General features: G+C 36.3%; 39 protein-coding genes and 1 tRNA gene. 32 read left to right on the plus strand and 8 right to left on the minus strand.

Features of this window, described 5'->3' with window-relative positions; genetic code table 11:
* The first annotated feature begins 15 nt into the window (after positions 1-15).
* The 9 genes from fabF (at position 16) to IGI65_RS07980 (ending at position 7801) form a co-directional block, all read left to right on the plus strand.
* Positions 16-1251, plus strand: a complete 1236-nt coding sequence (gene fabF, locus IGI65_RS07940) for a beta-ketoacyl-ACP synthase II (RefSeq protein WP_438773811.1) — start codon at positions 16-18, stop codon at positions 1249-1251.
* Between the two features lie 4 nt (positions 1252-1255).
* Positions 1256-1753, plus strand: a complete 498-nt coding sequence (gene accB / locus IGI65_RS07945) for an acetyl-CoA carboxylase biotin carboxyl carrier protein (RefSeq protein WP_438773813.1) — start codon at positions 1256-1258, stop codon at positions 1751-1753.
* A 3-nt stretch (positions 1754-1756) separates the two neighbouring features.
* Positions 1757-2185, plus strand: a complete 429-nt coding sequence (gene fabZ, locus IGI65_RS07950) for a 3-hydroxyacyl-ACP dehydratase FabZ (RefSeq protein WP_071864745.1) — start codon at positions 1757-1759, stop codon at positions 2183-2185.
* A gap of 8 nt (positions 2186-2193) precedes the next feature.
* Complete coding sequence (locus IGI65_RS07955; RefSeq protein WP_438773814.1) at positions 2194-3558, plus strand: acetyl-CoA carboxylase biotin carboxylase subunit; 1365 nt, start codon at positions 2194-2196, stop codon at positions 3556-3558.
* Positions 3559-3569: 11 nt separating this feature from the next.
* Entirely contained in the window at positions 3570-4436 is an 867-nt protein-coding gene (gene accD / locus IGI65_RS07960) for an acetyl-CoA carboxylase, carboxyltransferase subunit beta (protein WP_071864743.1), read from the plus strand.
* A complete protein-coding gene (locus IGI65_RS07965) occupies positions 4433-5215 on the plus strand; it encodes an acetyl-CoA carboxylase carboxyl transferase subunit alpha (protein WP_438773815.1) in 783 nt (260 codons plus the stop codon). Before accD ends, IGI65_RS07965 begins: the two co-directional genes overlap by 4 nt.
* Before the next feature lie 316 nt (positions 5216-5531).
* Positions 5532-6338, plus strand: a complete 807-nt coding sequence (locus IGI65_RS07970; protein ID WP_438773816.1) for a transporter substrate-binding domain-containing protein — start codon at positions 5532-5534, stop codon at positions 6336-6338.
* A 15-nt stretch (positions 6339-6353) separates the two neighbouring features.
* On the plus strand, positions 6354-7043 hold the full coding sequence (locus IGI65_RS07975) for an amino acid ABC transporter permease (RefSeq protein WP_071864740.1): 690 nt from the start codon (positions 6354-6356) through the stop codon (positions 7041-7043).
* Between the two features lie 23 nt (positions 7044-7066).
* Positions 7067-7801, plus strand: coding sequence for an amino acid ABC transporter ATP-binding protein (locus tag IGI65_RS07980; RefSeq protein ID WP_071864739.1), 735 nt, complete (start codon positions 7067-7069; stop codon positions 7799-7801).
* A gap of 71 nt (positions 7802-7872) precedes the next feature.
* Here the strand turns inward: IGI65_RS07980 and IGI65_RS07985 are convergent, their stop codons facing one another.
* Positions 7873-8160, minus strand: a complete 288-nt coding sequence (locus IGI65_RS07985) for a hypothetical protein (RefSeq protein ID WP_016172173.1) — start codon at positions 8158-8160, stop codon at positions 7873-7875.
* A 677-nt stretch (positions 8161-8837) separates the two neighbouring features.
* A tRNA-Gly gene (locus IGI65_RS07990) sits at positions 8838-8908 on the minus strand.
* A 242-nt stretch (positions 8909-9150) separates the two neighbouring features.
* Here IGI65_RS07990 and IGI65_RS07995 point away from each other — a divergent pair.
* From IGI65_RS07995 to IGI65_RS08035, 9 genes are all read left to right on the plus strand, one after another.
* Complete coding sequence (locus tag IGI65_RS07995) at positions 9151-9681, plus strand: YqeG family HAD IIIA-type phosphatase (RefSeq protein ID WP_438773817.1); 531 nt, start codon at positions 9151-9153, stop codon at positions 9679-9681.
* The gene (gene yqeH / locus IGI65_RS08000; protein ID WP_438773818.1) at positions 9674-10789 is read left to right on the plus strand and encodes a ribosome biogenesis GTPase YqeH; all 1116 of its coding nucleotides are present in this window, start codon (positions 9674-9676) and stop codon (positions 10787-10789) included. Before IGI65_RS07995 ends, yqeH begins: the two co-directional genes overlap by 8 nt.
* Before the next feature lie 13 nt (positions 10790-10802).
* Positions 10803-11114 (plus strand): ribosome assembly RNA-binding protein YhbY, encoded by a 312-nt coding sequence (gene yhbY / locus IGI65_RS08005; RefSeq protein WP_071864735.1) that lies wholly within the window; start codon positions 10803-10805, stop codon positions 11112-11114.
* Positions 11115-11126: 12 nt separating this feature from the next.
* On the plus strand, positions 11127-11765 hold the full coding sequence (locus tag IGI65_RS08010) for a nicotinate-nucleotide adenylyltransferase (RefSeq protein ID WP_071864734.1): 639 nt from the start codon (positions 11127-11129) through the stop codon (positions 11763-11765).
* Entirely contained in the window at positions 11755-12345 is a 591-nt protein-coding gene (yqeK, locus tag IGI65_RS08015; protein WP_071864733.1) for a bis(5'-nucleosyl)-tetraphosphatase (symmetrical) YqeK, read from the plus strand. The genes IGI65_RS08010 and yqeK overlap by 11 nt, the downstream gene beginning before the upstream one ends.
* Positions 12346-12393: 48 nt before the next feature.
* Positions 12394-12735, plus strand: coding sequence for a ribosome silencing factor (gene rsfS, locus IGI65_RS08020; RefSeq protein WP_071864732.1), 342 nt, complete (start codon positions 12394-12396; stop codon positions 12733-12735).
* Position 12736: 1 nt separating this feature from the next.
* The gene (locus IGI65_RS08025; RefSeq protein ID WP_438773819.1) at positions 12737-13471 is read left to right on the plus strand and encodes a class I SAM-dependent DNA methyltransferase; all 735 of its coding nucleotides are present in this window, start codon (positions 12737-12739) and stop codon (positions 13469-13471) included.
* A gap of 105 nt (positions 13472-13576) precedes the next feature.
* On the plus strand, positions 13577-14740 hold the full coding sequence (locus tag IGI65_RS08030) for a nucleotidyltransferase (RefSeq protein ID WP_438773821.1): 1164 nt from the start codon (positions 13577-13579) through the stop codon (positions 14738-14740).
* Positions 14741-14835: 95 nt separating this feature from the next.
* Positions 14836-15552, plus strand: coding sequence for a YebC/PmpR family DNA-binding transcriptional regulator (locus tag IGI65_RS08035; protein WP_438773822.1), 717 nt, complete (start codon positions 14836-14838; stop codon positions 15550-15552).
* Between the two features lie 89 nt (positions 15553-15641).
* Here the strand turns inward: IGI65_RS08035 and IGI65_RS08040 are convergent, their stop codons facing one another.
* Entirely contained in the window at positions 15642-16838 is a 1197-nt protein-coding gene (locus IGI65_RS08040) for a tyrosine-type recombinase/integrase (protein WP_438773823.1), read from the minus strand.
* 166 nt (positions 16839-17004) lie between these two features.
* Between IGI65_RS08040 and IGI65_RS08045 the strand changes: the two genes are divergently transcribed.
* Entirely contained in the window at positions 17005-17190 is a 186-nt protein-coding gene (locus tag IGI65_RS08045; protein WP_438773825.1) for a hypothetical protein, read from the plus strand.
* A 214-nt stretch (positions 17191-17404) separates the two neighbouring features.
* On the opposite strand, the gene IGI65_RS08050 is transcribed toward IGI65_RS08045, so the two are convergent.
* The 3 genes from IGI65_RS08050 to IGI65_RS08060 all read right to left on the minus strand — a co-directional run bounded on the left by IGI65_RS08050 (position 17405) and on the right by IGI65_RS08060 (position 19347).
* Positions 17405-17776: a hypothetical protein gene (locus IGI65_RS08050; protein ID WP_438773826.1), complete on the minus strand. Its 372-nt coding sequence runs from the start codon at positions 17774-17776 to the stop codon at positions 17405-17407.
* Between the two features lie 115 nt (positions 17777-17891).
* Entirely contained in the window at positions 17892-18998 is a 1107-nt protein-coding gene (locus IGI65_RS08055; RefSeq protein WP_438773827.1) for an ImmA/IrrE family metallo-endopeptidase, read from the minus strand.
* Complete coding sequence (locus tag IGI65_RS08060; RefSeq protein ID WP_438773828.1) at positions 18979-19347, minus strand: helix-turn-helix domain-containing protein; 369 nt, start codon at positions 19345-19347, stop codon at positions 18979-18981. The genes IGI65_RS08055 and IGI65_RS08060 overlap by 20 nt, the downstream gene beginning before the upstream one ends.
* A 296-nt stretch (positions 19348-19643) precedes the next feature.
* Here IGI65_RS08060 and IGI65_RS08065 point away from each other — a divergent pair, with 296 nt between their 5' ends.
* The 5 genes from IGI65_RS08065 to IGI65_RS08085 are packed head-to-tail and all read left to right on the plus strand — an operon-like array spanning position 19644 to position 21277.
* On the plus strand, positions 19644-19835 hold the full coding sequence (locus IGI65_RS08065; RefSeq protein ID WP_438773829.1) for a hypothetical protein: 192 nt from the start codon (positions 19644-19646) through the stop codon (positions 19833-19835).
* 9 nt (positions 19836-19844) lie between these two features.
* Positions 19845-20600, plus strand: coding sequence for a phage antirepressor (locus IGI65_RS08070; RefSeq protein WP_438773830.1), 756 nt, complete (start codon positions 19845-19847; stop codon positions 20598-20600).
* A 21-nt stretch (positions 20601-20621) separates the two neighbouring features.
* Entirely contained in the window at positions 20622-20924 is a 303-nt protein-coding gene (locus IGI65_RS08075) for a hypothetical protein (RefSeq protein WP_438773832.1), read from the plus strand.
* Entirely contained in the window at positions 20911-21105 is a 195-nt protein-coding gene (locus tag IGI65_RS08080) for a hypothetical protein (RefSeq protein WP_438773833.1), read from the plus strand. Before IGI65_RS08075 ends, IGI65_RS08080 begins: the two co-directional genes overlap by 14 nt.
* Positions 21106-21121: 16 nt before the next feature.
* A complete protein-coding gene (locus IGI65_RS08085; protein WP_438773834.1) occupies positions 21122-21277 on the plus strand; it encodes a hypothetical protein in 156 nt (51 codons plus the stop codon).
* Here the strand turns inward: IGI65_RS08085 and IGI65_RS08090 are convergent.
* Entirely contained in the window at positions 21274-21462 is a 189-nt protein-coding gene (locus IGI65_RS08090; RefSeq protein WP_072538738.1) for a zinc ribbon domain-containing protein, read from the minus strand. The genes IGI65_RS08085 and IGI65_RS08090 overlap by 4 nt on opposite strands.
* 51 nt (positions 21463-21513) lie before the next feature.
* Here IGI65_RS08090 and IGI65_RS08095 point away from each other — a divergent pair, with 51 nt between their 5' ends.
* A complete protein-coding gene (locus IGI65_RS08095) occupies positions 21514-21681 on the plus strand; it encodes a hypothetical protein (RefSeq protein WP_438773835.1) in 168 nt (55 codons plus the stop codon).
* A 30-nt stretch (positions 21682-21711) separates the two neighbouring features.
* Entirely contained in the window at positions 21712-21924 is a 213-nt protein-coding gene (locus IGI65_RS08100) for a Thoeris anti-defense Tad2 family protein (RefSeq protein WP_438773836.1), read from the plus strand.
* Here the strand turns inward: IGI65_RS08100 and IGI65_RS08105 are convergent.
* Entirely contained in the window at positions 21921-22304 is a 384-nt protein-coding gene (locus IGI65_RS08105; protein ID WP_438773837.1) for a DUF2513 domain-containing protein, read from the minus strand. The genes IGI65_RS08100 and IGI65_RS08105 overlap by 4 nt on opposite strands.
* A gap of 86 nt (positions 22305-22390) precedes the next feature.
* On the opposite strand from IGI65_RS08105, the gene IGI65_RS08110 reads away from it, so the two are divergent.
* From IGI65_RS08110 to IGI65_RS08135, 6 genes are all read left to right on the plus strand, one after another.
* The gene (locus IGI65_RS08110) at positions 22391-22672 is read left to right on the plus strand and encodes a hypothetical protein (protein WP_438773838.1); all 282 of its coding nucleotides are present in this window, start codon (positions 22391-22393) and stop codon (positions 22670-22672) included.
* 237 nt (positions 22673-22909) lie between these two features.
* Positions 22910-23203, plus strand: a complete 294-nt coding sequence (locus IGI65_RS08115; protein ID WP_262929193.1) for a hypothetical protein — start codon at positions 22910-22912, stop codon at positions 23201-23203.
* Positions 23200-23679 (plus strand): siphovirus Gp157 family protein, encoded by a 480-nt coding sequence (locus IGI65_RS08120; protein ID WP_438773839.1) that lies wholly within the window; start codon positions 23200-23202, stop codon positions 23677-23679. Before IGI65_RS08115 ends, IGI65_RS08120 begins: the two co-directional genes overlap by 4 nt.
* Positions 23676-23870: a hypothetical protein gene (locus IGI65_RS08125; protein WP_438773840.1), complete on the plus strand. Its 195-nt coding sequence runs from the start codon at positions 23676-23678 to the stop codon at positions 23868-23870. Before IGI65_RS08120 ends, IGI65_RS08125 begins: the two co-directional genes overlap by 4 nt.
* On the plus strand, positions 23860-24603 hold the full coding sequence (locus tag IGI65_RS08130; RefSeq protein ID WP_438774426.1) for an AAA family ATPase: 744 nt from the start codon (positions 23860-23862) through the stop codon (positions 24601-24603). Before IGI65_RS08125 ends, IGI65_RS08130 begins: the two co-directional genes overlap by 11 nt.
* Complete coding sequence (locus tag IGI65_RS08135) at positions 24542-26086, plus strand: DEAD/DEAH box helicase (RefSeq protein WP_438773841.1); 1545 nt, start codon at positions 24542-24544, stop codon at positions 26084-26086. The genes IGI65_RS08130 and IGI65_RS08135 overlap by 62 nt, the downstream gene beginning before the upstream one ends.
* Positions 26087-26088: the final 2 nt, after the last annotated feature.

Consider the following 26088-nt stretch of genomic DNA (forward strand, 5'->3'; position numbering starts at 1 on the left):
AATAAGGAGGATAATATGAATCGCGTAGTAATTACAGGTTATGGTGTTGCATCTCCCATTGGTAATGATGCAGAAACATTTTTAAATAGTTTAAAAGAAGGAAAAAATGGAATTGGTGAGATTACGCAGTTTGATGCTAGTGAAACAGGTATCACTGTCGCAGCTGAAGTAAAAGAATTTCCTTTTGATAAATACTTTATTAAAAAAGACGCTAAAAGAATGGATAAATTTTCATTATTTGGCCTTTATGCTGCACTAGAAGCAATGGCAATGTCTGGTTTAGATACCAAAGAAATGGATGTTGATCGGTTTGGTGTAATGGTAAGTTCTGGCATCGGTGGCTTACAGACAATTCAAGATCAGGTCATCCGCATGCATGATAAAGGAGCAAAACGAGTTTCACCGATGTTTGTACCAATGTCTATTGTTAATATGGTAGCGGGCAATATTGCACTGAAAGTTGGTGCTAAGGGAATTTGTACGAGTACGGTGACAGCATGTGCTTCAGGTACGCATTCTATTGGTGAAGCTTTTCGGAATATTAAACATGGTTATGCCGATGTCATTTTAGCTGGTGGCGCGGAAGCTTCAATTAATGAGATTGGAATTTCTGGTTTTGCTGCTTTAACGGCTTTGACAAATGAAACGGATCCAAATAAAGCTTCTGTTCCTTTTGATGAAAATCGCAGTGGTTTTGTCATGGGCGAAGGTGGCGGTGTCGTTGTGGTGGAATCTTTAGAACATGCCAAAGCGCGCGGTGCCAATATTTTAGTTGAAATCGTCGGTTACGGTGCAAATTGTGATGCTTATCATATGACTGCACCAAATCCAGATGGCTCAGGTGCTGGTAAAGCGATGAAGTTAGCGATGAAAGAAGCAGGTATTACAGCTAGTGAAGTAGATTATATTAATGCTCATGGAACTAGTACGCCAGCAAATGATGTAGCAGAAGCCAAAGCAATTCAATACGGCTTAGGGGAAAATTATAAAGATACTTATGTCAGCAGTACAAAATCAATGACAGGCCACTTATTAGGTGCAGCCGGAGGAATTGAAGCGATTGCTTCTTTATTAGCCTTACAATACCAATTTGTACCGCCAACTATTAATGTCACAAAACAAGATCCCGCCATTGATTTAAATGTCGTGACAAATAAAGCAAAAGAGGCAGAGTTAAAATACGCCATGAGTAACTCTTTGGGATTTGGTGGTCATAATGCTGTTATCTGTCTAAAACGTTGGGAGGCATAAGCTAGTGAATATCAACGAAATCAAAGATTTATTAGCGCAATTTGATCAGTCAACTTTAACTGAATTTGATTTAAAAGATAATAACTTTGAACTGTACTTTAATAAAAATCAGCAAGTTCGTGGTGAAAAAGCTGCTACTGGAGAAGTTGTTTCCGCACAACCCATACCGACACAAACGCCAAGTTTTCGTTTAGATAACGAATCTTTAGAGGATTCGTTATCTAAATCTTCACCAGTTTCTATAACTGAACAAAAAGTAGCAGGTAAAGAAATCGTCTCACCACTTGTTGGCGTCTGCTACCTAAAGAGTGCGCCAGATCAACCAGTCTTCAAAAATGTAGGCGACCATGTTGAAAAAGGAGAAGTCCTTTGTATCATCGAAGCGATGAAAGTGATGAATGAAATCATAAGTGATGTGACTGGTGAAGTCGTGGAAATTTTAGTGGAAAACGAACAAGTAGTAGAATTTAATCAACCGTTATTTGTTGTGAAAGAAGGTTAAATTATGGCAGTTATGACAATTGAAGAAATCAAAGAAATTATTCCACATCGCTATCCTTTTTTATTAATTGATCGCATTGAAGAACTTGAAGCAGGGCAAAAGGTTGTTGCTAAAAAAAATGTGACAGTAAATGAGCCATTTTTTCAAGGGCACTTTCCTAAAGAACCTGTTATGCCGGGGGTTTTAATTATTGAAGCTTTGGCACAAGCTGGTGCAGTAGCTTTACTTTCGTTACCAGATTTTAAAGGAAAAACTGCTTATTTTGGTGGAATTGATAAAGCTAAATTTCGCCGAAAAGTTGTTCCCGGCGATACATTAATTTTAGAAGTTGAAATTTTAAAAGTGAAAGCTACAGCCGGAATTGGCAAAGGTGTGGCCTATGTTGACGGTAAAAAAGCAGCTGAAGCAGAATTAACCTTTATGATTGGATAGGTGAATGTATGTTTTCAAAAGTTTTAATTGCAAATCGCGGTGAGATTGCAGTCCGTGTTATTCGCGCTTGTCGCGAATTAGGTATTCAAACAGTGGCCGTTTATTCTGAAGCAGATGAAGATGCACTCCACGCTGAAATGGCAGATGAGGCAATTTGCATTGGTCCTGCTAAAGCAAGTGATTCTTATTTGAATGTGCAACAAATCTTAAGTGCTGCGATTGTCACAAAAGCTGAAGCAATCCATCCGGGCTTTGGTTTTTTATCTGAAAATAGTCGTTTTGCAGCAATGTGTGAAGAATGCAATATCACCTTCATTGGACCAAAAAGTGAAACAATTGATGCAATGGGGAATAAAATTAACGCCCGTCAATTAATGATTGAAGCAGAGGTTCCGGTTATTCCAGGTAGCGAAGGGGATTTAAAAGACGTCACAGAAGCACTGGCAATAGCTGATGAAATTGGCTATCCGGTGATGCTAAAAGCTGCAGCTGGTGGAGGCGGCAAAGGAATCCGTAAAGTAATGACTAAAGAAGAATTACCGCAACATTTTAAATCAGCTCAACAAGAGGCTAAAGCGGCCTTTGGTAATGATGCGATGTATTTGGAAAAAATTATTTACCCAGCGCGTCATATTGAAGTGCAAATTTTAGGGGATGATTATGGTAATGTCATTCATTTAGGAGAACGGGATTGTTCCTTACAACGTAATAATCAAAAAGTTTTAGAAGAAGCGCCTTCTGTTGTAATCTCAGAGCAAAAGCGAGAAGCGCTGGGTTCAGCGGCAGTACGGGCAGCAAAAGCGGTAAATTATCGCAATGCTGGTACGATTGAATTTTTGATGGATGAGACAGGTTCTTTTTATTTCATGGAAATGAATACGCGTATTCAAGTAGAACATCCGATTACTGAAATGATCACCGGCGTCGACTTAGTTAAAAAGCAGCTTGAAATTGCAGCTGGTGAAGCACTGGGGTTAAAGCAAAGTGATATAAAAATTAGTGGTCATGCAATCGAATGTCGAATTAATGCAGAAAATCCAGCTTTTAATTTTGCACCAGCTCCTGGTAAAATCAAAAACTTATTCTTGCCAAGTGGCGGATTAGGGCTTCGCGTTGAAAGTGGGATGTATTCAGGTTATACCATTCCACCTTATTATGATTCTATGATTGCAAAAATTATTGTTCATGGTCAGACTCGTTTTGAAGCGTTAATGAAGATGCAACGTGCCCTAGGAGAGTTAGTGACAGAAGGTGTTACTACTAATGCAGAATTTCAATTGGATTTGATTTCACATCCGAATGTGGTTGCTGGTGATTATGATACGGCCTTTTTACAAAGTGTCTTTTTACCAGCGTGGACACCTGAAACATAGGAGGGATTTATTTGGCATTATTTAAAAAGAAAAAATATATCCGGATTAATCCCAATCGTACCCAAACACCAAGTCAAAAGCCGCAGGTTCCGGATAATTTATGGGCAAAATGTCCCAATTGTAAACATATGCTTTATACCAAAGATATCGGCGTCGAAAAAATCTGTCCTTATTGTGCTTATAATTTTCGGATTAGTGCGTGGGAACGAATCGCAATTACAATTGATGAGAAAAGTTTTGACGAATGGGACGCAGATCTTGTTACCAAAGACCCTCTGAACTTTCCTGGGTATAAAGAAAAAATAAAACAAACACAAGCAAAAACAGGTTTAAATGAAGCTGTTTTAACAGGAGAAGCAACCATTAATGGCGTAGCTTTTGCATTAGGTGTAATGGATCCTCATTTTATTATGGGGAGTATGGGAACAATCGTCGGAGAAAAAATTACGCGTTTATTTGAAAAAGCAACCCAAAAAGGTTTGCCTGTTGTTATTTTTACAGCTTCTGGTGGTGCTAGAATGCAAGAAGGAATCTTTTCTTTAATGCAGATGGCAAAAATTTCAGCGGCAGTAAAACAACATAGTAATGCCGGCCTTTTTTATTTAACAGTCTTAACTGATCCTACAACTGGGGGAGTCACTGCTAGTTTTGCGATGGAAGGTGACATTATCTTGGCGGAGCCGCAAAGTCTAATTGGTTTTGCTGGAAGACGAGTTATTGAGCAGACGATTAAACAAGAGCTGCCAGAAGACTTTCAAAAAGCTGAATTTTTATTAGAACACGGATTTGTGGATCAAATTGTGCCCCGCACAGAATTGAAAAGTCGAATCGAGCATTTACTACGTTTACACACAGTAGAAGGGTGGTTGGCTAAATGACCGAAGCTTGCGAAATTGTCCAATTAGCCCGCAGCAAAGAACGCCTAAGTGCATTAGAGTTTTTTGAGTTGATTTTTGAAGATTACGAAGAGTTTCATGGCGATCGTTTATTTGCTGATGATGAAGCAGTCGTTGGTGGAATTGCCACTTTAAATAATAAGCCGGTCACGGTCATTGGGATTCAAAAAGGACGGGATTTAAAAGAAAATTTGAAAACTAATTTTGGGTCTCCTCATCCAGAAGGTTATCGGAAAGCTTTGCGCCTTATGAAACAAGCTGAAAAATTTAAACGTCCCGTGATTACTTTTATCAATACGGCGGGGGCTTATTGTGGTGTTGGGGCAGAAGAGCGTGGTGAAGGAGAAGCAATTGCCAAAAATTTAATGGAAATGTCAGATTTAAATGTACCCATTATTGCGATTATTATCGGCGAAGGTGGAAGTGGTGGTGCGTTAGCATTGGCGCTAGGTGATGAGGTTTGGATGATGGAACATTCTATTTATGCAATTTTATCACCAGAAGGATTTGCTTCTATTTTATGGAAAGATGGTAGTCGCGCTGCTGAAGCGGCAGACTTAATGAAAATTACCGCACAAGAATTATATGCCTTAAATGTAATTGAAAAAGTAATTCCTGAAACAAAAGATGGAAAAGCATTACCACAAGAAGTTATCGTTAAAACGCTTCAACAAAATTTAGTTGAAAAACTAACCGAGTTATCACAAAAAGATACTCAGACGCTACTATTTGATCGCTATCAACGCTTTCGAAAATTTTAATTGAAGATTTATCATTCATGACGATGATGAATGATAAGTCTTTTTTTTGTAAAAAATTAGAAAAATGCTTTTTTGTATAAAAAATGAATAGAATTTGATTTGTTGTAAAAAAGCGGGGATATAAAAACGATATTCTCTTTATTTTGGGCGATGTTTATAAGCGTTTTGAAAACGCTTGTTTTTTTATTGTAAAAATATACGAATATTTGTAAGAAAAATTCAGAAAAAGCGTGCATTTGAAAAAACGATATGATAATATGTATATATTCTCAATAAAGAGAGTGAAAATGAATATATATTTATTAGGAGTGGTAGGATGAAAAAGTTTTGGACTAGCTTAGCAATTATTGGTGTTTGTTTTTTATTAGGTGGATGTGGCAACAAAAAAGAAGATAAATTAGCCGCCATCAAAGAAAGCGGAGAACTAAAAGTTGGTACTTCGGCTGAATTTGCTCCTTTTGAATTTCATACATTAATCGATGGCAAAGATAAAATTGTTGGTGCTGATATCGATTTGGCCCAGGCTATAGCAGATAAACTAGGAGTAAAATTAAAAATCGAAGACATGGAATTCAATGCTGTTTTAGCTACTTTAAAAGAAGGAAAAGTCGATTTAGGAATTGCTGGAATTTCCGCTACACCGAAACGTCAAAAATCTTTTGATTTTTCTGCTAATTATTACAATCCACCACAAAAGGTAGTCATTAATAAAAAAGACGCAGCCAAGTATAATTCAATTAAGAGTTTAAGTGGTAAAAAAATTGGAGCCCAAAAAGGTTCTATTCAAGAAGATATCGTCAAAGAACAATTTGCTGATCCTCAAATCGTTTCCGTGGCCAAAGTGCCAAATTTAATTTTAGAGGTAAAACAAGGCTCAATTGATGCTTTAGTTGTAGAAGAAACGGTGGGCGCTTCTTATATCGCTCAAAATTCCGAACTACAATTTGCTGCTATTGATTTAAAATCTAGCGAAGATGAAGCTTATGCTATTGCGTTGCAAAAAGATAGCGATACTTTGAAAAAAGAAATTGATAAAATCATCAAAGAATTAAATGATTCTGGTGAAATTGAAAAATATGTCAAAGAAAATACGGCTTTAGCCAATAAATCGACCGAAGAATAAAATGGGGAATAAAAAATGGACTTTTCTTTTTTAGCTGAATATTATCCATATTTTTTATATGGTACTGTGATAACTTTAATTATCTCTGTTGTAACAATTATTATTGGCACTGTGATCGGAATTTTGATGGCACTGGCAAAACTTAGTCCCATCGCTCCTTTAAGGTGGGTAGCCAATATTTATATTGAAATTTTTCGTTGTACGCCAATGTTGATTCAAATTATGATTGGTTTTGTATTGTTACAAGGGACATTCTCAGCTCCAACGATTGATATTGGGATTTTAAAGTTGGATTTTACCCGTCTTATTCCTGGACTTATCGTCATCTCTTTAAATTCAGGTGCCTATGTAGCTGAAATTGTTCGCGGTGGAATTCAATCTGTTGACGCTGGTCAAAAAGAAGCAGCAGGGTCGCTGGGATTAAAGCCAATGCAGGCAATGCGTTATGTTATCTTTCCCCAAGCCTTACGAAATATTCTACCACCGATGGGAAATGAATTTATTATTTTGATTAAAGATTCATCTTTACTTTCAACCATTGGTATTTATGAATTAATGAATACTGCACAAATTGTCATTACCAATTCTTATATTCCTTTAGAACCTTACTTTGTAGCGGCAGCTATTTATTTTGTAATTACTTTTTCAACCGGTCGTCTTTTAGCCTGGTGGGAACAAAAAATGGGTGTTGGTTACAGTCGATAAGTAAAATTTGAAGGAGCGATAAAATGTCTGTTTTAATTGATGTCAAAAATTTGCACAAATCTTTTAAAAATAATGAAGTTTTAAAGGGAATTAGCACTGAAATAAAAAAAGGTGAAGTCGTTGTAGTCATTGGCCCTTCTGGTTCAGGTAAAAGTACTTTTTTACGCTGTCTGAATTTACTCGAAACACCAACAAGTGGACAAATCTTTTTTGAAGAACAAAATATTACAGATGCAAAAAACGATCTTTATCACATGCGAGAGAAAATGGGCATGGTTTTTCAAAACTTTAATTTGTTTCCTAATATGAATGTGTTAGCCAATATTACATTAGCCCCTAGAAAAGTGAAAAATATTTCCAATTCAGAGGCAGAAAAAATTGCAGAGAAATTGTTAGTTCAAGTTGGTTTAGCGGACAAGGCTACTGCTTATCCGCAATCTTTATCCGGTGGCCAAAAACAACGGATTGCGATTGCCCGTGCACTGGCTATGCAACCTGATGTGATGCTATTTGATGAACCGACTTCTGCTCTTGATCCTGAAATGGTAGGCGAAGTTTTGCAGGTCATGCAAGATTTAGCCAAAGATGGTATGACCATGGTAATTGTCACCCACGAAATGGGCTTTGCCAAAGAGGTAGCAGACCGTGTTTTATTTATGGATGAAGGAATTATTATGGAAGAAGGAACACCGACTGCTATTTTTGATCAGCCCAAACATCCACGTACCATTAGCTTCTTATCAAAGGTTCTAGCATAAAAAAACGTGTAAAACTGAAAAGACTGTGACAAAAAAGATATCATGGTCTTACAGTTTTACACGTTTTTATTTTATGGCTGTTCGTCTGCTTTAGTATCCAGCTCAAAAGGTGAACCGATATAAATATAGCGCGTAGTAATCACGCCATCTGGGTCAGTAGCGGTGACTTCTTGTTTAAAAGGAAAACAAATTCGTTGTCCTAATTTCGTTTCGTTATTGTCGGCGATGATTTGAAAGTTTGGCGCAGTAGGCAATTCACCAACAACTTTGTCAATAATCATTTCATCAGACATATCACCAGTTTTAACAATTTTTTTGTAGTCTGCTAAAAAAGCAGCTTGGTTTCCTAAAATTTCCATCTGTGTATACTCCTTAATAGTTTTAAATAAAAGTAGTAAAAATAACTCTCAGCGTGAAAATATCGCTTTCAATAATTTTAGCATATTTTTACGGTTTTGACTGAAATAAGGTTTATACTTTTTATAGTCAATAACCAATGAAAGATATTAATTAAATGTAATGTTACAGCTTGTAAAAAAGCACATCTAAATTTATATATGCATCAATAAAGAAAAATCGTGCTGATTTAATGAATACAATTGAGTGAATCCAAAAAGTCGGGGATTTTGTCTAAAAAATATTTCGTTTTGTTCTGATGGAAGTCATTTCATTTTTTCTTATAGAACTAATTTGACTAGTTTTATTTAATTCACAACTCGTCAAAATAAATACTAAAGAAAACACCATTAAACATTTAAGAATATATTTCATAAAGAAATTCTTTTATCTTTTTAAGCGATCGTTTTCTTTTTTTATCTGAAATCACAGCACTACCTTATTACGCATACAACTTATAAAATTAAAAAATAGCAATGTCTTTTGTCTTTTTTTGGGGGAATCTGACCCTTTCAGACGGGGATGAAATTTTTATGAAAATCTAAATCAAAGTGAGACTAAAAACGAGATTTTCGTGGCAGAAGAAATAAAAAAAAGACCACAAACCTTATAATAACAAGGTTTGTGGCTTTGTAATCAAAGCGGGTGACGAGAATCGAACTCGCGACGGAAGCTTGGGAAGCTTCTGTTTTACCACTAAACTACACCCGCGAAACAAGAACTAGTATATAGCTTTTTTTATTTTCGAGCAAGTAATTTGATGGACTTTTTTTAAAATGCGTTTATAAAAAAGAATTGTAATTCCTTTTTATAAAAAAGCGGGAGATAGTTTAATAAAGTTTGAAAGAATTATTATGAAAATTACCAAAGCTAGAATTATCACAGCTTTTATAGTATAATTTCGGTTTGAGGAGTACGGGGTACTTCTTCATTTTTTGAGTAAAGGAGCACCTATGTTTCAGGAATATAAACCAACTTGGATGGTATCAGCCATCTATCAAATTACACCGGAACAATTAAAAAAACATGGTATTAAAGCTGTTTTAACAGATTTAGATAATACTTTAATCGCATGGAATAATCCAAATGGCACAGAAGAGCTGCGCCAATGGCTAAAACAAATGGATGAGGCAAAAATTCCAGTTGTGGTAGTGTCTAATAATAATCAAGAACGTATTGCCCATGCATTGGAGCCGTTTGGCTTGGATTTTGTTGCGCGCGCGTTAAAACCTTTTGCTAGAGGAATTAGGGCAGGCTATCAAAAGCTGGGAATGAAAAAAGAAGATGTTGTAATGGTAGGCGATCAAATTATGACGGATATTCGCGGTGCCAATAGAGCAGGCGTGAAAAGTATTTTAGTCAAGCCTGTGGTGGCAACAGATGGCTGGAATACCCGTATTAATCGCTTTTTTGAACGGAAAATTATGAAGCATCTACAAAAAAATAATCCGGATATGAAATGGCAAGGTGAATTAAATGACTGAAACTGAAGCGATTTATTGTATTGGCTGTGGTGCAGAAATTCAAACACAACATCCTGGGGAAATGGGCTATACACCTCAGTCTGCATTAGATAAAGGCCTTGAAAGTGGCGAAGTCTACTGCCAAAGATGTTTTCGTTTGCGGTATTATAACGAAATCCAACCCGTTACTTTAACGGATGATGATTTTTTACGTTTATTAAATGAATTAGGTCAAAAGGATGCGTTAATTGTTAACGTGGTCGATATTTTTGACTTTAATGGTTCGATTATTCCAGGTTTGCATCGTTTTGTGGGGAATAATCCCGTTTTATTAGTAGGTAATAAAGTGGATATTTTACCGAAATCTTTAAAACGCGGAAAAATGACACAATGGATGCGGGAAAGAGCCCATGAAGCTGGATTACGTCCTGTCGATGTTTTGTTAACTAGTGCAAAAAAACCGCAAGAAATGACGGAATTACTTGAAGCGATTGAAAAATATCGTGAAGGGCGCGACGTCTATGTGGTCGGAGTAACCAACGTTGGTAAATCGACTTTAATTAATCAAATTATTAAGCAGACGGCTGGCGTACAAGATTTAATTACTACCTCTCGCTTTCCAGGTACCACGTTAGATAAAATTGAAATTCCTTTAGAAGATGGACATTTCTTAATTGATACTCCTGGAATTATTCATAGAGAGCAAATGGCTCACTATTTAGGGGTTAAAGATTTAAAAATTATCGCACCGCAAAAAGAAGTTAAACCTAAAGTCTATCAATTAAATCCAGAACAAACACTCTTCTTAGGTGGTTTGGCTCGCTTTGACTTTATTAAAGGGAAGCGTAGTTCATTTGTAACTTATGTTTCAAATGACGTAGAGATTCACCGCACGAAGCTTATAAATGCGGATGCTTTTTATGAAAAACACGTCGGGGGATTATTACAACCACCTCGTCTTGATGAAGTGAAAGATTTTCCGCCTTTACAACGTTTTGAATTTTCAATTAAAGAAAAAACTGATATTGTCTTTGCTGGTCTAGGATGGATTACAATTACTGAACCTTGTGTTATAGCTGGGTGGGCTCCAAAGGGTGTATCTGTTTTAACTAGAAAAGCATTGATTTAGAAAGAAGGCAATTATGGAATTACGAGGAAAACAAAAACGTTTTTTAAGAAGTAAAGCACATCACTTACAACCAATTTTTCAAATTGGTAAAGGTGGGGTTAGTGGACCAATGCTAACACAAATTGGAGAAGCGTTGGAAAAACGCGAACTAATTAAAGTTTCTTTGTTACAAAATACCGATGAAATTGCAACAGATGTGGCGCATATTTTGGCCGATGAAGTACATTGCCAAGTTGTCCAAATTATTGGGCGGGTTTTGGTTTTGTATCGTCCAAGTAGCAAAGAAAAATATCAACGAATTTCAAAAGAAGTAAAAGCAATTTAGGAGGTTTGGCAGATGCAAAAAGTGACAATTGATGTTGTGCCCAATGTTAAAGTTGCTCCTCTTAATACGAAGCGGCGGAAACAAGTTGGAATTTTAGGGGGAAATTTTAATCCTGTTCATTTGATGCATTTAATTATTGCCGATCAAGTTGGTCAACTTTTGGGCCTGGATGAAGTACGCTTAATGCCTGAATATCTGCCACCTCATGTCGATGCAAAAAAAACAATTGCGCCAGAACATCGCTTGGCGATGTTGGAGCTTGCTGTGGCAGATAATCCGCGCTTGAAAGTGGAAGACATTGAAATAAAGCGACAAGGTGTAAGTTATACGATTGAAACCATGAAGCTTTTAAAAGAGCAAAACCCTGATGTCGATTTTTATTTCATTATTGGCGGTGATATGGTGGCGTATTTGCCAAAATGGCGTCAAATCGATGAACTAATCGATTTGGTTCAATTTGTCGGGGTGAAACGGCCAAATTACAGTCAAGAAACACCTTATCCAATTATCTGGGTGGATATTCCCCAAATGGATTTAAGTTCTTCTGAGATTCGGAAAAAAATTGCGCAAGGATGCTCTGTTCGCTACTTTCTACCTGATCCTGTGTTAAACTATATTTTAGAAAAGGGGCTGTATCTTGATGAAATATAGTGATAATTATACGGCAATGGATCGTGAATTGTTGATGCAAAAAGTGCAAATGCAAATGAGCGAAAGACGTTTCAAACATGTTTTAGGCGTTGAAGAAACCGCGATTGCGCTAGCTGAAAAATATGGTGCCTCGCCTGAAAAAGCAAGTATTGCTGCGCTAACTCATGATTATGCTAAAGAAAGAAGCGATGAAGAATTCCAATTGGTTATTCGTCGCGATGGTTTTGATTTAGCCTTATTAAAATGGAACAACGCGATTTGGCATGGCATTGTTGGAGCTGATTTTGTTCAACGTGAACTTGGCATTGATGATGAAGAAATTCTGAATGCAATTGCGTTGCATACAACAGGCGCTGCTGAAATGTCACTTTTAGCTAAAATTATTTATGTCGCAGATTTTATTGAACCAGGCCGTGATTTTCCTGGTGTAAATGAAGCAAGAGAAATTGCCTTGGTTAATTTAGATGATGCGGTAGCTTATGAAACTAAACATACATTGACGTATTTGATTGAACAAGGAAAACCAATCTACCCCAAAACAATTGAGACATATAATAAGTGGGTTGCAAAACACATTTAATTACAGCAAGATATAATTTAGGAGGGAATCACCATAGAAAGTGAAAATATTTTACAGACAGCTGTAAAAGCTGCTGATTCAAAACATGCGCAAGATATTATTGCGTTAGATGTACGGGAGATTTCACTATTAGCGGATTATTTTCTAATTTGTTCGGCCAATAGTGAACGTCAAATCAATGCAATTATCGATGAAATTGTTGAAAAAGAAGAAGAACAAGGAGTTGCCATTAAACGGATTGAAGGTAAAGATGGTGCTAAGTGGGTTTTAATTGACTTAGGCGATGTGATCGTTCACGTCTTTAGCACGAGCGAACGCGAATTTTACAATTTAGAAAAATTGTGGTCTGATGCACCTTTAGTCGACTTAAACGCATGGCTTGTGTCTTAAAATGGCCTATGAAACTTTTGCTTTTGTCTATGATGAAGTAATGGATAAAAGCCTCTATGAAAAGTGGTATGAATTTTCAAAGCGCCACTTAAAAGGAAAAAAACAACTTTTGGAACTCGCTTGTGGGACAGGTGCTTTAGCCTGTCGCTTTGCCAAAGCTGGGTATGATGTAACAGCGTTAGATCTGTCTGAAGAAATGTTAATGATTGCTAGTCAAAGAGCGCTTGAAGCGGATGTTTCCGTTCAATTTATTGAAGGGGACATGCTAGATTTAAATGATATTGGCGAATATGAAGCAGTGACTTGTTTTTCAGATTCATTATGCTATATGCCAGATGAACAAGCAGTACAACAAGTATTTGATGGCGTCTATCAAATTTTAAAAGACGAAGGTATCTTTATTTTTGATGTTCACTCTCTTTATCAAATTAATGAAGTTTTCCCAGATTATAATTACCATTACCAAACGGATGATTTTGCCTTTTTGTGGGAAAGTTATGCAGGAGAACTTCCCAATAGTATTGAACATTTTTTAACTTTCTTTGTCGCCCAAGATACAGAAAGTGATTTGTTTGAACGTCGTGATGAATTGCATAAAGAGCGTACTTATTCGCTTGAGCTTTATCAAAGAATGTTAGAAAATGCAGGTTTTAGCCAAGTCGCCTGTTTGGGAGATTTTACTGATAGTGAACCCAATGAAAAAACGCGCCGTTGGTTTTTTGTCTGTCAAAAATAATTAAACCTTTATCCGAACTTTGTGTGTTAGTATAAAACATACTGAGTTCGGATATCTTTGTTTAGGACTAAGATGTTTACATTTTTTGCTATAAAGGAGAAATCAATGAAAGCATGTGGCGTAATTGTTGAATATAATCCCTTTCATAATGGCCATCTTTATCATCTCAAAAAAGCCCGCGAAAAAAGCCAGGCTGATGTAATGGTAGCAGTAATGAGTGGTAATTTTTTACAGCGGGGAGAACCTGCTGTGGTAGACAAATGGCAACGAGCACAAGCAGCCCTTTCAAATGGAGCGGATTTAGTGGTAGAACTCCCTTTTCAATACGCCTGCCAAGCAGCAGATATTTTTGCCAAGGGGAGTGTCCAAACATTAGCACAATTACAGTGTGATAGCTTGTGTTTTGGTACAGACTATGAGACTTCTTTTGACTATAATTATTTTGGTCGTCAACTAAATTTTAGAGCAGAAGAAGTAGCAGGGCTTTTTAAAGAAAAAGCGGATCAAAAAAGAACTTATCCTCAAATTATGCAAGAAGTTTATCAAACGCTTTTTGCTTTGCCACCAGTTGAACAAGTGTTACCTAATCATATCTTAGGTTTAAGTTACGCTAAAGAAAATGCACAATTACAAAAGCCAATGAATTTAATTGCGATTAAGCGACAAAAAGCTGGGTATCATGATCTTGCGGTTACAGATGAGAAAATTGCCAGTGCAACGGCAATTCGGCGATTACTAGCCGCAAATGAAAATGTTGCTGATCTTGTACCAAAGGAAATGGTGCAAGCATTGAAACAACCTAATATTTCGTGGCAGCAATTTTGGCCTTATTTGCGCTATCGTTTAATAAGCAGCACAGTAGAAGAACTATTAGCAATTTATCAAATGGAATTAGGGTTAGCTTTAAAATTAAAAGAAGTGGCAGTGAAACAAAGTGAGTTCACAACGTTTTTAAAAGACGTGAAATCAAAACATTTTACTGTGACCCGCATTCAACGTCAACTCTGCTATGTATTATTAAATATACGTACTGAAGAAATCACAAATGCATGGGAAAATAACTATTTGCGGATCTTAGGTTTTACGGCTAATGGGCAAAAATATTTAAATCAAATCAAAAAAAATGTCACTTGGCCTATTCTAGCACGAGTAGGGAAAAGTGGCGCAAAACAAGTACCTTTAACACTACGCTCAGATGAAGTTTATCGTTTAGCCAGTAAAGAGATTAAAGAACAAAACTTCGGTCAGATGCCACTTATAGTGAATTGATGTAAAAAAACACTTCACATAAAGCTGTGACACAAGTATAATGGAAAAGGACGTTTTTTCGTCAGTTGAATAATAATAGAAACGGAAGTGAAAGTATGGGACGTAAATGGGCAAATATCGTCGCGAAAAAAACCGCAAAAGACGGTGCAAACAGCCGTATTTATGCAAAATTTGGGATTGAAATCTACGCAGCAGCAAAATCAGGTGATCCTGATCCCCACGCTAACCAAAAATTACGTTTTGTTATCGAACGGGCGAAAACGTATAATGTGCCAAAACACATCATTGATCGTGCGATTGAAAAAGCAAAAGGTTCTGGCGATGAAAATTATCAAGAATTGCGTTATGAAGGTTTTGGACCAAATGGCTCAATGGTTATTGTAGACGCTTTGACAAACAATGTGAACCGTACTGCAGCAGACGTACGAGCTGCGTTTGGTAAAAATGGTGGGAACATGGGTGTCTCTGGAGCGGTTAGTTATATGTTTGATAATACGGCAATCTTTGGTTTTGCCGGTGAAGATGCTGACGAAATTTTAGAATATCTAATGGAAAAAGATATCGATGTTCGTGATGTAATTCAAGAAGATGATCAAATTATTGTTTACGGTGAACCAGAAGATTTCAACAGCATTCAAGAAGCATTGAAAGAAAAAGGAATCAGTGAATTTTCAGTAGCTGAAATTCAAATGATCCCTCAAAATGAAATCAAATTAACCGGTGAAGACTTGGAAAAATTTGAAAAAATGATCGATGCCTTGGATGATTTAGAAGATGTGCAACGTATTTTCCATAATGTAGAAGATTTATAAATCTATTGATATAACAACAAAATAGTCCTTATTTGCTAACGGATTTAATCAAAAGGGGCAAAAAAGGGGCAAAAATAAAGAGAACCGCATTAGCTGTGGTTCTCTTTTTGTTCCCGTTCGTTTAATTTTTCAAGAAGTTGCTTGTCCATTTGGTTAGTCACGTGGGTATAAATTTTTAATGTTGTGTTCGGATTTACATGACCTACGCGAGCCATAATTGTTTTCAGCGGCAATCCCATTTCGGCAAGTTGCGAAATGTGGGTGTGTCTAAAAATGTGAGTAGTTAATTCCTTATCTAGTTTTCCTTCGTTCTTTAACTGAACTCGTATATTTCTTAAAATATGATTGACAGGTGCAATTCCAATCGGGATACCATTTTCGTTTGTAAATAGAAAATCCATGTTTTTATAATCTGGGTTTAAGCTTTTATTTATTTCGTTTTCTAGTTGCCACTCATGTACTATTTCAAGAGCGCGGTTTGAAAGCAGGATAGTCCGTTCGGAAAATTGGTTTTTTGGTGTATCAGTAGTACCTTTTTTTAAGTCTCCGTAGTTATAATAAAGTGTTTCATCGACAGTTAATTTGTTTCCGTCTATATCATTGTTTTTCAATGCAGCTGCTTCACCAAACCGCAAGCCAGTCAAAGACATTAATTCTAAAATATCTGCATATCTTTTTCGCCTTTGTGGCTTAATAGGGGCTTTCCAAGAACGCACACGATCTAATACTAAATCTAGTTCATCAGCTTCAAGAAACCTAACTGTTTGTCTTCTAGATTGATTCTTTTCTTGGCTTTTCTTTTTGAGAGTTGTTTCTTTGATTACATTTTTATCTACCACGCCAATGTTCTTTCCATATTCAAAAACATTTGAAAGAAAATTGCGCAAAAGTTCGGTATAAGAATAAGAATAGTTTTTGTTATAGTAAAAATCATCAAGCAAACCTTGGATATAAGTTGAGTCAACATTTCTAACGATTGTATTTTCATCAAACCAGTTTGTTACTACTTTATAAGCAGATAAAGCATTCCGATAAGTCTGATTTTTTACGTTTTGATAATAAATAGGTTTCCATTTTTCAAACAATTCCTCGAACGTCATGTTTTTTTGCGAGGATTTTAGAATTTTTAGGCTAAGCTTTTTCTCAAGAATTTTTCTAGCTTTCTTCTTTGCTTGAGGAGAATCGCTAGTTAATATAGTAGAAATCCGCCGCGCCTTTTCTGTGTACGGATCTTTATATCGCTCAATATATTTAAAACGTCCATCTTCTAGTTTTTCAATCCACATTGTCTATCACTCCTATTTTTTGTTATAATAGACATAGCTAAATAAACCTATTATAGGTCTTTATTTTTTGCACATTCCTTTAGCTTGCAGGCGGGGGGATGTGTTTTTTTATTTATGATGGTATAATTGGTTGTGTAGTGAACCGACCAATTAGGAGGCGAGATAAATGACTGAAACAACCTTGACTGTTAAGGAATTAATTGAAGAATTATCAAAACTAGAACAAGATATGCCAATAATTTTTGCTCCTTGTGGGTGGTATGAAACCGAGTTATTCAAAGATGAAATAGTTGAACACGCAATTATTTCGTATTCAACTTATAATGGGTATCATTACAAATTTACGGTCTAAACCAATCAGACGCGTTTCCAATCAATTCTCGGTATGTTAGGAAAATCACCTTACCCACTTTCTTTGATAATTTGGTTTTGTAGTCTATATTCGCAGCAAGGGCCTTTTTATTTGATGGGGCGACGAGAGTATTTTTTTATTTTACCTTCGCTATATCAGCAAATAATTCATTTCTATTTTTTTCAAAGATGTGTTTTTATTTATAAAAATTAAGTTAATACTCCTCCAATGGTTTAACTACAAATACTACTTCTTTATCATCTATCCAGATAATTCCATCGCTGTCTTTATTTCCTGCTTTATAATTGTATTCGTAGCCTTTTAGCTTGTTGTTATGATATGCTTCATTTGCTAAATTATACATATTTTCGAAATCTTCATCATAAGAACCATCATCTTTAGCATAATTATCCCACGCTGATTCTCTAATGAATTCTAGTTCATCTTTAGCTTTCGATTTTGATAAAATTTCGTCCGGTTTTCCTAAAACTTCTTCTACTTTTTTGATATCGTAACCAATGTCAATCGATTCAAATTTATCTTTTGTTACCTTGTTATTACAACCAGCTAGTAATAGGATCCCCATGATTACTATCCCTAAAAACATTTTCTTCATTTTCTTTCCTCATTTCTGTTATAATATATATACGATATCCTCAGAAATGAGAGGGCCCCGTGTTCACAGCATGGGGCTTTTTTGTTTAAAAAGGAAGGTAATCTTCCTCATACTCTGTAAGCCAGTCACTTAGTAATTTTTGCCGGTGGTATGTTGTCTCTCCTCCGCAATCAGGACAATAACGGAAACTACCATCTAATAATTTGCCACATCCATCTTGAATTTGTTCAGAGATTGTTTTTTTCTCTGTATTTCCAAATGCATCGATTTGACGGTATTGATTTTCTTCGGTTCCTAAACAAAAGTTATGTAGAATAACAGAACACCAAGGGCAAAACATATAATCGTCTTTCAAGTTTTCAGCGTGGCACCTAGGGCATTCAATAGGGGTGCCGTTACTATTTGTTTCTATGCCAGAATAAATCATTGTTTGATTCCTTTCTTTTTTATAGTCTTTAAATCCATAGTCCATAACACCTAAAAAATCACTCATTCCGCAGAAAGGACAATGGTTGTATTTTGAATTTATCTCAGATTCACACACATTACATTTTTTTACATTTAGCAGTTCAAGTTCGTGCTTAAAGTTTGAAACTAATTCGTGGATTTCTCTTGAAATATTCGTAATTCTATTTCGCTGTTTCAGTTCTTTGAGCAAGTAGTTAGCTACGCTAAAAGAGATTTTAAAAATTTCTTCAAGCTGATAAATGTCTATACTATCCGTTTGAGACATTATTGCATCTATAAGTGGAATAGGTGCAAGCAATCTTTTGGCGAAATAGTTAGCCTCTTTTTCGAATACATCATATTCTCTATCGCTTAAAGAGTACCTCATAAGCCTTGTCTGATTTCCTATCTCATTATGCTGAAGTACATAGTGTCCCAATTCATGAGCTAGGGTAAATCTAATACGGGATTTATTTTTAACTGTATCGTTATAAAGTATTACGTAAGTTTTATCACTTCTCATCCACAAGCATCCTTCCTCAGAGTCTAGATACTCAGATACTTGTTCAATTGTAAGGCCTCTTCTTTTAGCAAAAGTTGTATAAGACTGGAGATGTAAATTAGGCATTGCTTTGATAATTTTTTTTACAGAAATTGGCAAATTACTTTGTTTGGACTCTTGAATTGTTTTATAAGCAAAAAATTGAGCTCTTGAATAGTCAGGTTTATAATTCGTCTTCGTCATCTTCTTCTTCAAAAGTCCCGTTATCGATTTCTTCAAAAGTAGCTTCCATGATTCTTAATAACGTCCGCTGATCTTTTTGAGATAATTTCTTGGATTTGCGTTGAATCGCAAAAAATTCAGGAGGCATATTATCATTCCCCGTTTCCAAAGGCTCTGGATCGTCAGTTCTACCCAAAAGATAATCGGTGGTAGTATTGAAATAATTTGCCAGCTTATCAAGCGTTTCTGCTTTTGGGCTGCTCGTTTTCCATTGGTATATGGCATTCCGACTCAAATCCAACTCTTCAGCAACTTGTTTCAAGCTTTTATCTCTCTTTTTAGCTAATTTAGATACGCGTTCAAATAGCATTACAAAGCCATTCCTTTCTCCAAAAAAAGCCTAGTATAAAAAAATGTGCAAAATATCTTTACATGCACAAAAAAATGTACTATACTTTCCTTGTAAGTTAATTCGGCAGAAATAAGCAAACCAAAACACACCTTAATTAGCATAAGTTTGGCGACCGACTGCAAAATAAAAGGTTTTTGTTATAGGTTTATTTCTTTACGGTTATAGTACAAAACTTTGTGCATGATGTCAATCATAATGTAGATTTTCTGTTGAATTTTCTTACAAATTATCTTTAGCGGAAAGGAGAATATGACATGCCGAGTATTGATGCAGGGCGCGAGAAGGTTCTTGAATATATTCAAAAAAACAAGATATCTATCCATGACTTAGCTGTCGCTTATGGGTTGAAACCGCAAGATATGGCTAGCTACTTAAGCGGAAAACTAACAACACCGAAAGCAAATCAAGTTATTTTGCGAATTATTTCAGATTACAAAATCAGATAGGAGATAAAAATGAATACACAAAAATTTGAAAATAATCTATTTCAATTAGAAGTTAAAACAGAAAATGGTGAATCTTTGTTTGATGTCGAAACTGTAGCTAGAAGTTTAGGAATTACACAAGTGAAAAGCGGGAAAGAGTTTGTTAGGTGGGAAAGAGTAAAGGACTATTTAAAGAAGTATTCCCCACAAGTGGGGAAAGGTGATTTCATTAGCGAACCAATGGTCTACAAACTAGCATTCAAAGCAAATAACTCTCTTGCAGAAAAATTCCAAGATTGGTTAGCAACAGAAGTCTTACCTGCAATCCGGAAACATGGTGGCTATTTGACTCCAGAGAAAATTGAGGAAGCCTTGCTTAATCCAGATACGCTTATCCAACTAGCGACAACGCTTAAAGAAGAACGGACAAAACGTCTAATTGCTGAACAACAAGTGAAAGAATTGAAACCAAAAGCAGATTATTACGACATGATTCTGTCTAACAAGAGCTTGGTAAATATTAGTGTTATCGCGAAAAATTACGGTATGAGTGCTGTTGCAATGAACCGACTGCTTCACAATCTAGGTATTCAATATTCACAAAGCGGGACTTGGTTACTTTATTCGAAATATCAGGATAAAGGATATACGCACACCGAAATGAAGCCGGATCGTAAAGGCGAAGGATTATACCCAAGCACAAAGTGGACGCAAAAAGGACATATCTTTATTTACGAATTGCTGAAAAAACACGATGTGTATCCGACAATTGAGAAACTTTTTTAACTAATAGAAAGGAGAATTCAAATGAAACGTCCATCACTAGCTGAATTGATAGAAGCAGCAGAATCAAAAGTGGTAACAGCTGATTGGGATAGACGCGGGGAATTAATGGTGCGATTCAATGGTTTGTCAGCATCAACACTTAATGAATATCAAAAAGAGATGGAATCAATCAAGGAATTCAAAGAGGGAATCATCAAGCCATCTCCGTCTGTAACTTGGTTCAATATTCACGTGTTTATCTGGTACCTCAAGTGGAAAGAAGCAAACCGTTACCTTTCTAAAAAAATACCGCCAAAGGAGATTTTGAATAATGACAAAACATAAATGCTCAATGCTAATGCTATTCACCATCGTCGTAGCGATTGTCATAGTGCTGTTCGCATGGATGGGAAGTATTAACTTAAGCATAACACTAATTGTAATTGCTGTTATCGCGGCTTTAATTGTATCTGCATTGTTTGGATACCGCATGCATATTGTTGATGTTGAAAAAGGAATTTATTAGTAGAGGAGGTTCCAGGATGAATGAAGAAAAACTAAAAGTGAAAGTTGATGTAATCGGTGTAGAAGAAGCGGTGTCAAAAGCAGAACGGTATGTCGAACTATTAAAAGAAGCCAAAACGTTGGCAGACGAATTGGCTTCAGTGGAGTTTGAAATCGGAATTAAACAGGACTAAACCTTGCCTTTGAAATCAATTTCAGCTCCGCAATATTTGCACTTGTTTTTTCCATTAGATATTTTGATTTTCTTTCCGCAGGAAGGACAAGTATAATCGACACCCTTTTCTAAAATCTTGTTAGTTTTGGATTTTATGATTTTTTCAAGGTCGCCACTGATGTTAACGCTGGATTTTCTACTCATAATTTTCACCTCACTTTCTACAGTTAGTATACCAGAGAAGGAGGTAACAGCATGACTACAGATGAACGAATCGCTACCGCATTAGAGAGCATAGCGAATAGCCTTAGCACTTTGGCAGAAGATACTAAGGCGAGTAAAGAGTTAAAAGAAACTCTTATTATAAACGTTAATGATATGCAAAAAGCAATTGAAAAATTACAAAGAAAGCTTTGCAAATGAATTAGTCAGATAAAGAGGTGATTAAGAGTTATGAACATAAAAGAAGCTGTAAAAAAAGCTTTATCAGATGGAAAGTGCATATATAGAAAATCTGAAAATGAAGTAGGAATCGATGTGAAAGTAAAACCGACCACCAGCAGTTGGGAATGTTGTTTGCTTATTTCACCTAATTTAGAAGAGATTGGTATTAGATGGAATCCTACTGCTGATGATTTAATGGCTGAGGATTGGGAAATTGATTAATCCAATTTAAGAGTCTTCATAATTACATTACTAGCAATGGTACTCATTATGTCGATTGATACGCTTGCGATTTTAGATGAAATCTTTTTACTTTCTTTCCAAATTTTAGGGTCTCTAATATTATCCAAGTATTTATGACCTTCAAAAGTCAAGCTTTTTATACAAGTAATATAAGGCTTACTACTGGCGATTTTCACATAACCATTAATTAGTTTAGCATCATCATTTCCAATTTTAGTAATAGTGTAGCAAATTTCATCTTTCGAATATTTCACGAGACGTTCCGATTCGAAAATACTATCGTTAGTAACTTGATTATTGTATGGAAGTTCTTCAGTAAACAATAAAACATCTCGAATGCAATCGTGATTTAACTTCAATATTCTATACCCCTTATCAGTATTTCAGCCGACCACTGACTGATAAGGAAATTATACCAAAAACAATCTATAAAGGAGGAATAACCATGCAACCAACCCTAAAAGAACTCATCCATAGCGTTGAGACAAAAGAAGTAGCCGCAGAGTGGGATCGCCCAGAAGAACTCATGATACGGTTCAACGGCCTGAAAAAATCCAAACTCTACGACTATCTAAAAGAGATGGACAGTATTCCGGAATTTAAGCAAGGGATCATGCGCCCAGGTGTGACGTTCATCCACATTGGCACGTTTATCTGGTATCTGCGGTGGAAGGACGCTAGCCGGTATCGGTCGAAAAAACCGACACCAGACGAGGTGAAAACATGAAAATGCAGAAATTCATAAATGATTTAGAAACTTTGCTAGTTCTATGTATGGTAGCAGTTTTGGGTTACTACAACTTGAAAGTAGCTTTGTCATTCGTTGCAGGGACCGCAATTGTGTATGCGATCGAAAGTTTTATTAATCGAAAGGGGTGAGTAAATGCAAAGCGAAAAAAAGACTAGCCCCGTCTACCAAACTAAGCTAGTCAAAAAAATATCTCTATAGGAGGAATTATACCATATGAAATTAGAACCGCCAAAAAATGAACCAGTTTTATTCGATATGTATGGTGAGGAAATTTTTAAAGAAGAAACTTACTATGTAGCGGCTGATGGAATTTTATCAGATAAAAGTTTATCACGTTTTGTCCAAGAATACGTGGATGAACTTACAGCAGGAGAAGCGAATGAAGAATTACGAGAAGTCATGTCAAAAGGTGAATATGAAGAACTAATCAAAGAAGCCTTGTTCGATTGGTTCCGTGATAACGGCTTTGTTAAGCCATTTAACATGGAAATGAGGGTAGAGAGATGAACACATTATATGAATTAACAGAAAAATATCAACATGTATTGGATCTAGCAGAACAATTAGACGCAGAGGTTTTAAAGGATACTCTCGATAGTATTGATGATGCCATTGAGGTCAAGGCTGAAAACACTGCGAAAGTAGTTAAAGAATTAGAAGGTAAAGTCAACGCGATTGATGCGGAAATTAAACGACTTCAAGAGCGAAAATCGACCCTTATAAACAATACAAAAGGAATTAAAGGATACTTGCAAACAGAAATGGAAAAAATCGGGAAAACGAAGATCAAGGGGAAATTATTTAACATTGGAATTCAAAATAATCCAGTATCGGTCAACGTATTAAACGAATCATTAATTCCAGAGGGATTTTTTGTTCCACAGCCAGCCAATTTGGATAAGAAAGCCTTAAAAGAGGAATTAAAACACGGTTATATTCCGGGCGCTGAACTGATACAGACGAAAGGGTTGAGAATACGATGACAGACAAATTGATATTAAAGACAGAAAAAGATGTAAAAGCTGCTATGCCTGTATTTGTAGATATCAAAACGCACTCAAAAATGGTCGCTTTAAAAGCCGAAACAGGTATTCCAATTCGGAAACTAACTGATATGATGCTGAATTTCGCATTAGAAAACATCGTAATCGAAGGTGACAATGATGAAGATTAAAAAAGCAACCGACTTAAAACGCGACAAAGACTGGCGCATCATGATTTATGCAAAACCAGGCACAGGTAAAACTTCTTTAGCGAGATATTTAAAAGGAAATACGCTTGTTCTTGATATGGATGATTCGACAAAGGTTTTAGCCGGTTTACCAAACGTCGATATTATTCAATTTGATCGTGTTCACCCTCACGAATTCATCACAAAGTTTATCAATGAAGCGTCAGATTTAATTAAAAACTATGACAATTTGGTAATCGATAATATTTCAAGCTTTGAAAAAGACTGGTTTGTCGAACGTGGCCGAACTTCAAAAAACGGCATTTCAAATGAGATCCAAGATTACAGCCAATGGACGAATTATTTTGCTCGAATCATGACTACGATTTATTTGCTAAAAAATATCAATATTTTAGTCACAGCGTGGGAGAATCAACGGGAAATTACCACGGAACGCGGACAAACATTTAATCAATACGCACCTCAAATTAGAGATAGTGTTCGAGATAATTTGATGGGGTTGACTGATATTGTTGGAAGAATGATTATCAATCCTGATACAGGTAACCGCGGCATCATCTTAGAGGGTAATGATGCTGTATACGCTAAAAATCGTTTAGATAATCGGACAGCTACCCCGGCAGAAGAATTGTTTTTGATTGGTGGTGGCAATAATGTATCAGCTAAGGCCGTATCAAAACAGACTGGTGATGGAAAGCAGAAAACATCTAGCTAATGGAAAAGTCGGTGTACTGATTCAATCGCCACCAGGCAGTGGAAAATCAGTAGTCATAGCGGAAATAGTACGATTAGCTACGATTAAAGGCGGTAAAGTGCTGTTTTTAGCCCATAGGAGGGAGCTTCTAGACAACATTCGAGAAACTCTAAAAGAAAACGAAGTGGATTTAAATAATGTAATTGTATTATCGGCTGTTATGGCTAAAAACCGACTTAGCTCACTTCCAAAACTCTCTCTCATCATTACAGACGAAGGCCATCATGGAAAAGCAAAGACCTATAAGACAATATACGAACACTTTAAAAACGTTCCACGGCTAGGTTTTACCGCCACGCCTTGGCGCATGAACGGGGAAGGGTTCACTGATATCTATGAAGAAATGGTGGAAGGCCCAAGCATCCAGTGGCTGATAGACAACCATAATTTAGCACCTTATCGCTGGTTTTCTATCCCGTTAATTGACCGGGGAAAAGTTGACTTTAAAAACATGTCACGAGAGGCCGAAAGCTCGGCAGTACTGTTTGAGTCTGACGCGACCATTCAAGGGGATATCGTGGGCAATTACCAAAAATACGCAGATGGCAAGCAAGCGATAGTTTATGCGCCAACGATCGAGGTTAGTAAGTTAATCGTTAAATGGTTTAACGATGCTGGTATCTATGCGGTACACGCCGATGGTAAAACGCCAATCAAACAACGCGACCAGATTATGGCAGATTTTAAAGCCAAGAAAATTACTATCCTAAGCAACGTTGATTTAATCAGCGAGGGATTTAACGTGCCAGACGTGGGGGTCATTATCCTTTGTCGGCCCACGCAATCAATCGTATTACACCTACAACAATCAATGCGCGGGATGCGGTATCGGCCAGACAAGGTGTCTGTCATATTAGATCACGTAGGTAATGGTGCTAATTTAGGTCTTCCTGCTGATGAGTTCGAATGGTCAATTAAGGGACGCAAGAAGAAAAATAGCATAAGTAGTGAGCCGCCCAAAATCACCTGCACGACTTGCGGGCAACAATTTCTGGTAAAAAGTCTCTTGAAAATAGATGATAAACCACATTGCCCGTTTTGCTTGCAAGAAATAAAGACGAAAGAAAAAGATGAATCCTTTACGTTTGACAAGACGGTAGAAATGATAGAACTAAACGCTGAAAAAGCAAAATTGGCTAGATTATTACGAAAAAAATATTCTACGAAACAATCTCTTGAATATAATTACGAAATTGCAAAAGCAAAAGTTGAATTCGAGGGTAAAGGAAATCCCTTGTTTAAAATGTTCGGTTCTTTGACGGCGTATCACAAGAAAGAATATTCATTACATGAATTAGAAGAATTTTCGTTAACCAGTAAAATATCGATGGATAGAATTTTAAAGGCCTATGATTGGGCATTAAAAAAATCATACGATTGGGCGCTAACAAAGGCAAAAGAACACAAACAAATGCCCGTTTGGGCAACACAAAAATTTTATTAATA

Origin of the sequence: Enterococcus sp. DIV0755b (assembly GCF_051713765.1) — a bacterium.
Lineage (GTDB): Bacteria > Bacillota > Bacilli > Lactobacillales > Enterococcaceae > Enterococcus_C > Enterococcus_C canintestini.

Coding starts and splice junctions, on each gene's coding strand:
- IGI65_RS08115 (WP_262929193.1), top strand. CDS start 22,910: ATGAAATTAGAACCGCCAAAAAATGAACCAGTTTTATTCGATATGTAT.
- IGI65_RS08080 (WP_438773833.1), top strand. CDS start 20,911: ATGACAAAACATAAATGCTCAATGCTAATGCTATTCACCATCGTCGTA.
- IGI65_RS08135 (WP_438773841.1), top strand. CDS start 24,542: ATGTATCAGCTAAGGCCGTATCAAAACAGACTGGTGATGGAAAGCAGA.
- IGI65_RS08130 (WP_438774426.1), top strand. CDS start 23,860: ATGAAGATTAAAAAAGCAACCGACTTAAAACGCGACAAAGACTGGCGC.
- yqeK (WP_071864733.1), top strand. CDS start 11,755: ATGAAATATAGTGATAATTATACGGCAATGGATCGTGAATTGTTGATG.
- IGI65_RS07955 (WP_438773814.1), top strand. CDS start 2,194: ATGTTTTCAAAAGTTTTAATTGCAAATCGCGGTGAGATTGCAGTCCGT.
- IGI65_RS08025 (WP_438773819.1), top strand. CDS start 12,737: ATGGCCTATGAAACTTTTGCTTTTGTCTATGATGAAGTAATGGATAAA.
- IGI65_RS08055 (WP_438773827.1), bottom strand. CDS start 18,998: ATGACGAAGACGAATTATAAACCTGACTATTCAAGAGCTCAATTTTTT.
- IGI65_RS08070 (WP_438773830.1), top strand. CDS start 19,845: ATGAATACACAAAAATTTGAAAATAATCTATTTCAATTAGAAGTTAAA.
- IGI65_RS07985 (WP_016172173.1), bottom strand. CDS start 8,160: ATGGAAATTTTAGGAAACCAAGCTGCTTTTTTAGCAGACTACAAAAAA.
- IGI65_RS08060 (WP_438773828.1), bottom strand. CDS start 19,347: ATGCTATTTGAACGCGTATCTAAATTAGCTAAAAAGAGAGATAAAAGC.
- IGI65_RS07995 (WP_438773817.1), top strand. CDS start 9,151: ATGTTTCAGGAATATAAACCAACTTGGATGGTATCAGCCATCTATCAA.
- IGI65_RS08120 (WP_438773839.1), top strand. CDS start 23,200: ATGAACACATTATATGAATTAACAGAAAAATATCAACATGTATTGGAT.
- fabZ (WP_071864745.1), top strand. CDS start 1,757: ATGGCAGTTATGACAATTGAAGAAATCAAAGAAATTATTCCACATCGC.
- IGI65_RS08075 (WP_438773832.1), top strand. CDS start 20,622: ATGAAACGTCCATCACTAGCTGAATTGATAGAAGCAGCAGAATCAAAA.
- IGI65_RS08065 (WP_438773829.1), top strand. CDS start 19,644: ATGCCGAGTATTGATGCAGGGCGCGAGAAGGTTCTTGAATATATTCAA.
- IGI65_RS08090 (WP_072538738.1), bottom strand. CDS start 21,462: ATGAGTAGAAAATCCAGCGTTAACATCAGTGGCGACCTTGAAAAAATC.
- IGI65_RS08040 (WP_438773823.1), bottom strand. CDS start 16,838: ATGTGGATTGAAAAACTAGAAGATGGACGTTTTAAATATATTGAGCGA.
- IGI65_RS07980 (WP_071864739.1), top strand. CDS start 7,067: ATGTCTGTTTTAATTGATGTCAAAAATTTGCACAAATCTTTTAAAAAT.
- IGI65_RS08050 (WP_438773826.1), bottom strand. CDS start 17,776: ATGGGGATCCTATTACTAGCTGGTTGTAATAACAAGGTAACAAAAGAT.
- IGI65_RS08095 (WP_438773835.1), top strand. CDS start 21,514: ATGACTACAGATGAACGAATCGCTACCGCATTAGAGAGCATAGCGAAT.
- IGI65_RS08030 (WP_438773821.1), top strand. CDS start 13,577: ATGAAAGCATGTGGCGTAATTGTTGAATATAATCCCTTTCATAATGGC.
- IGI65_RS07965 (WP_438773815.1), top strand. CDS start 4,433: ATGACCGAAGCTTGCGAAATTGTCCAATTAGCCCGCAGCAAAGAACGC.
- IGI65_RS08035 (WP_438773822.1), top strand. CDS start 14,836: ATGGGACGTAAATGGGCAAATATCGTCGCGAAAAAAACCGCAAAAGAC.
- IGI65_RS08010 (WP_071864734.1), top strand. CDS start 11,127: ATGCAAAAAGTGACAATTGATGTTGTGCCCAATGTTAAAGTTGCTCCT.
- IGI65_RS08125 (WP_438773840.1), top strand. CDS start 23,676: ATGACAGACAAATTGATATTAAAGACAGAAAAAGATGTAAAAGCTGCT.
- fabF (WP_438773811.1), top strand. CDS start 16: ATGAATCGCGTAGTAATTACAGGTTATGGTGTTGCATCTCCCATTGGT.
- IGI65_RS08110 (WP_438773838.1), top strand. CDS start 22,391: ATGCAACCAACCCTAAAAGAACTCATCCATAGCGTTGAGACAAAAGAA.
- IGI65_RS08045 (WP_438773825.1), top strand. CDS start 17,005: ATGACTGAAACAACCTTGACTGTTAAGGAATTAATTGAAGAATTATCA.
- yhbY (WP_071864735.1), top strand. CDS start 10,803: ATGGAATTACGAGGAAAACAAAAACGTTTTTTAAGAAGTAAAGCACAT.
- IGI65_RS08100 (WP_438773836.1), top strand. CDS start 21,712: ATGAACATAAAAGAAGCTGTAAAAAAAGCTTTATCAGATGGAAAGTGC.
- IGI65_RS07975 (WP_071864740.1), top strand. CDS start 6,354: ATGGACTTTTCTTTTTTAGCTGAATATTATCCATATTTTTTATATGGT.
- IGI65_RS08085 (WP_438773834.1), top strand. CDS start 21,122: ATGAATGAAGAAAAACTAAAAGTGAAAGTTGATGTAATCGGTGTAGAA.
- yqeH (WP_438773818.1), top strand. CDS start 9,674: ATGACTGAAACTGAAGCGATTTATTGTATTGGCTGTGGTGCAGAAATT.
- IGI65_RS07970 (WP_438773816.1), top strand. CDS start 5,532: ATGAAAAAGTTTTGGACTAGCTTAGCAATTATTGGTGTTTGTTTTTTA.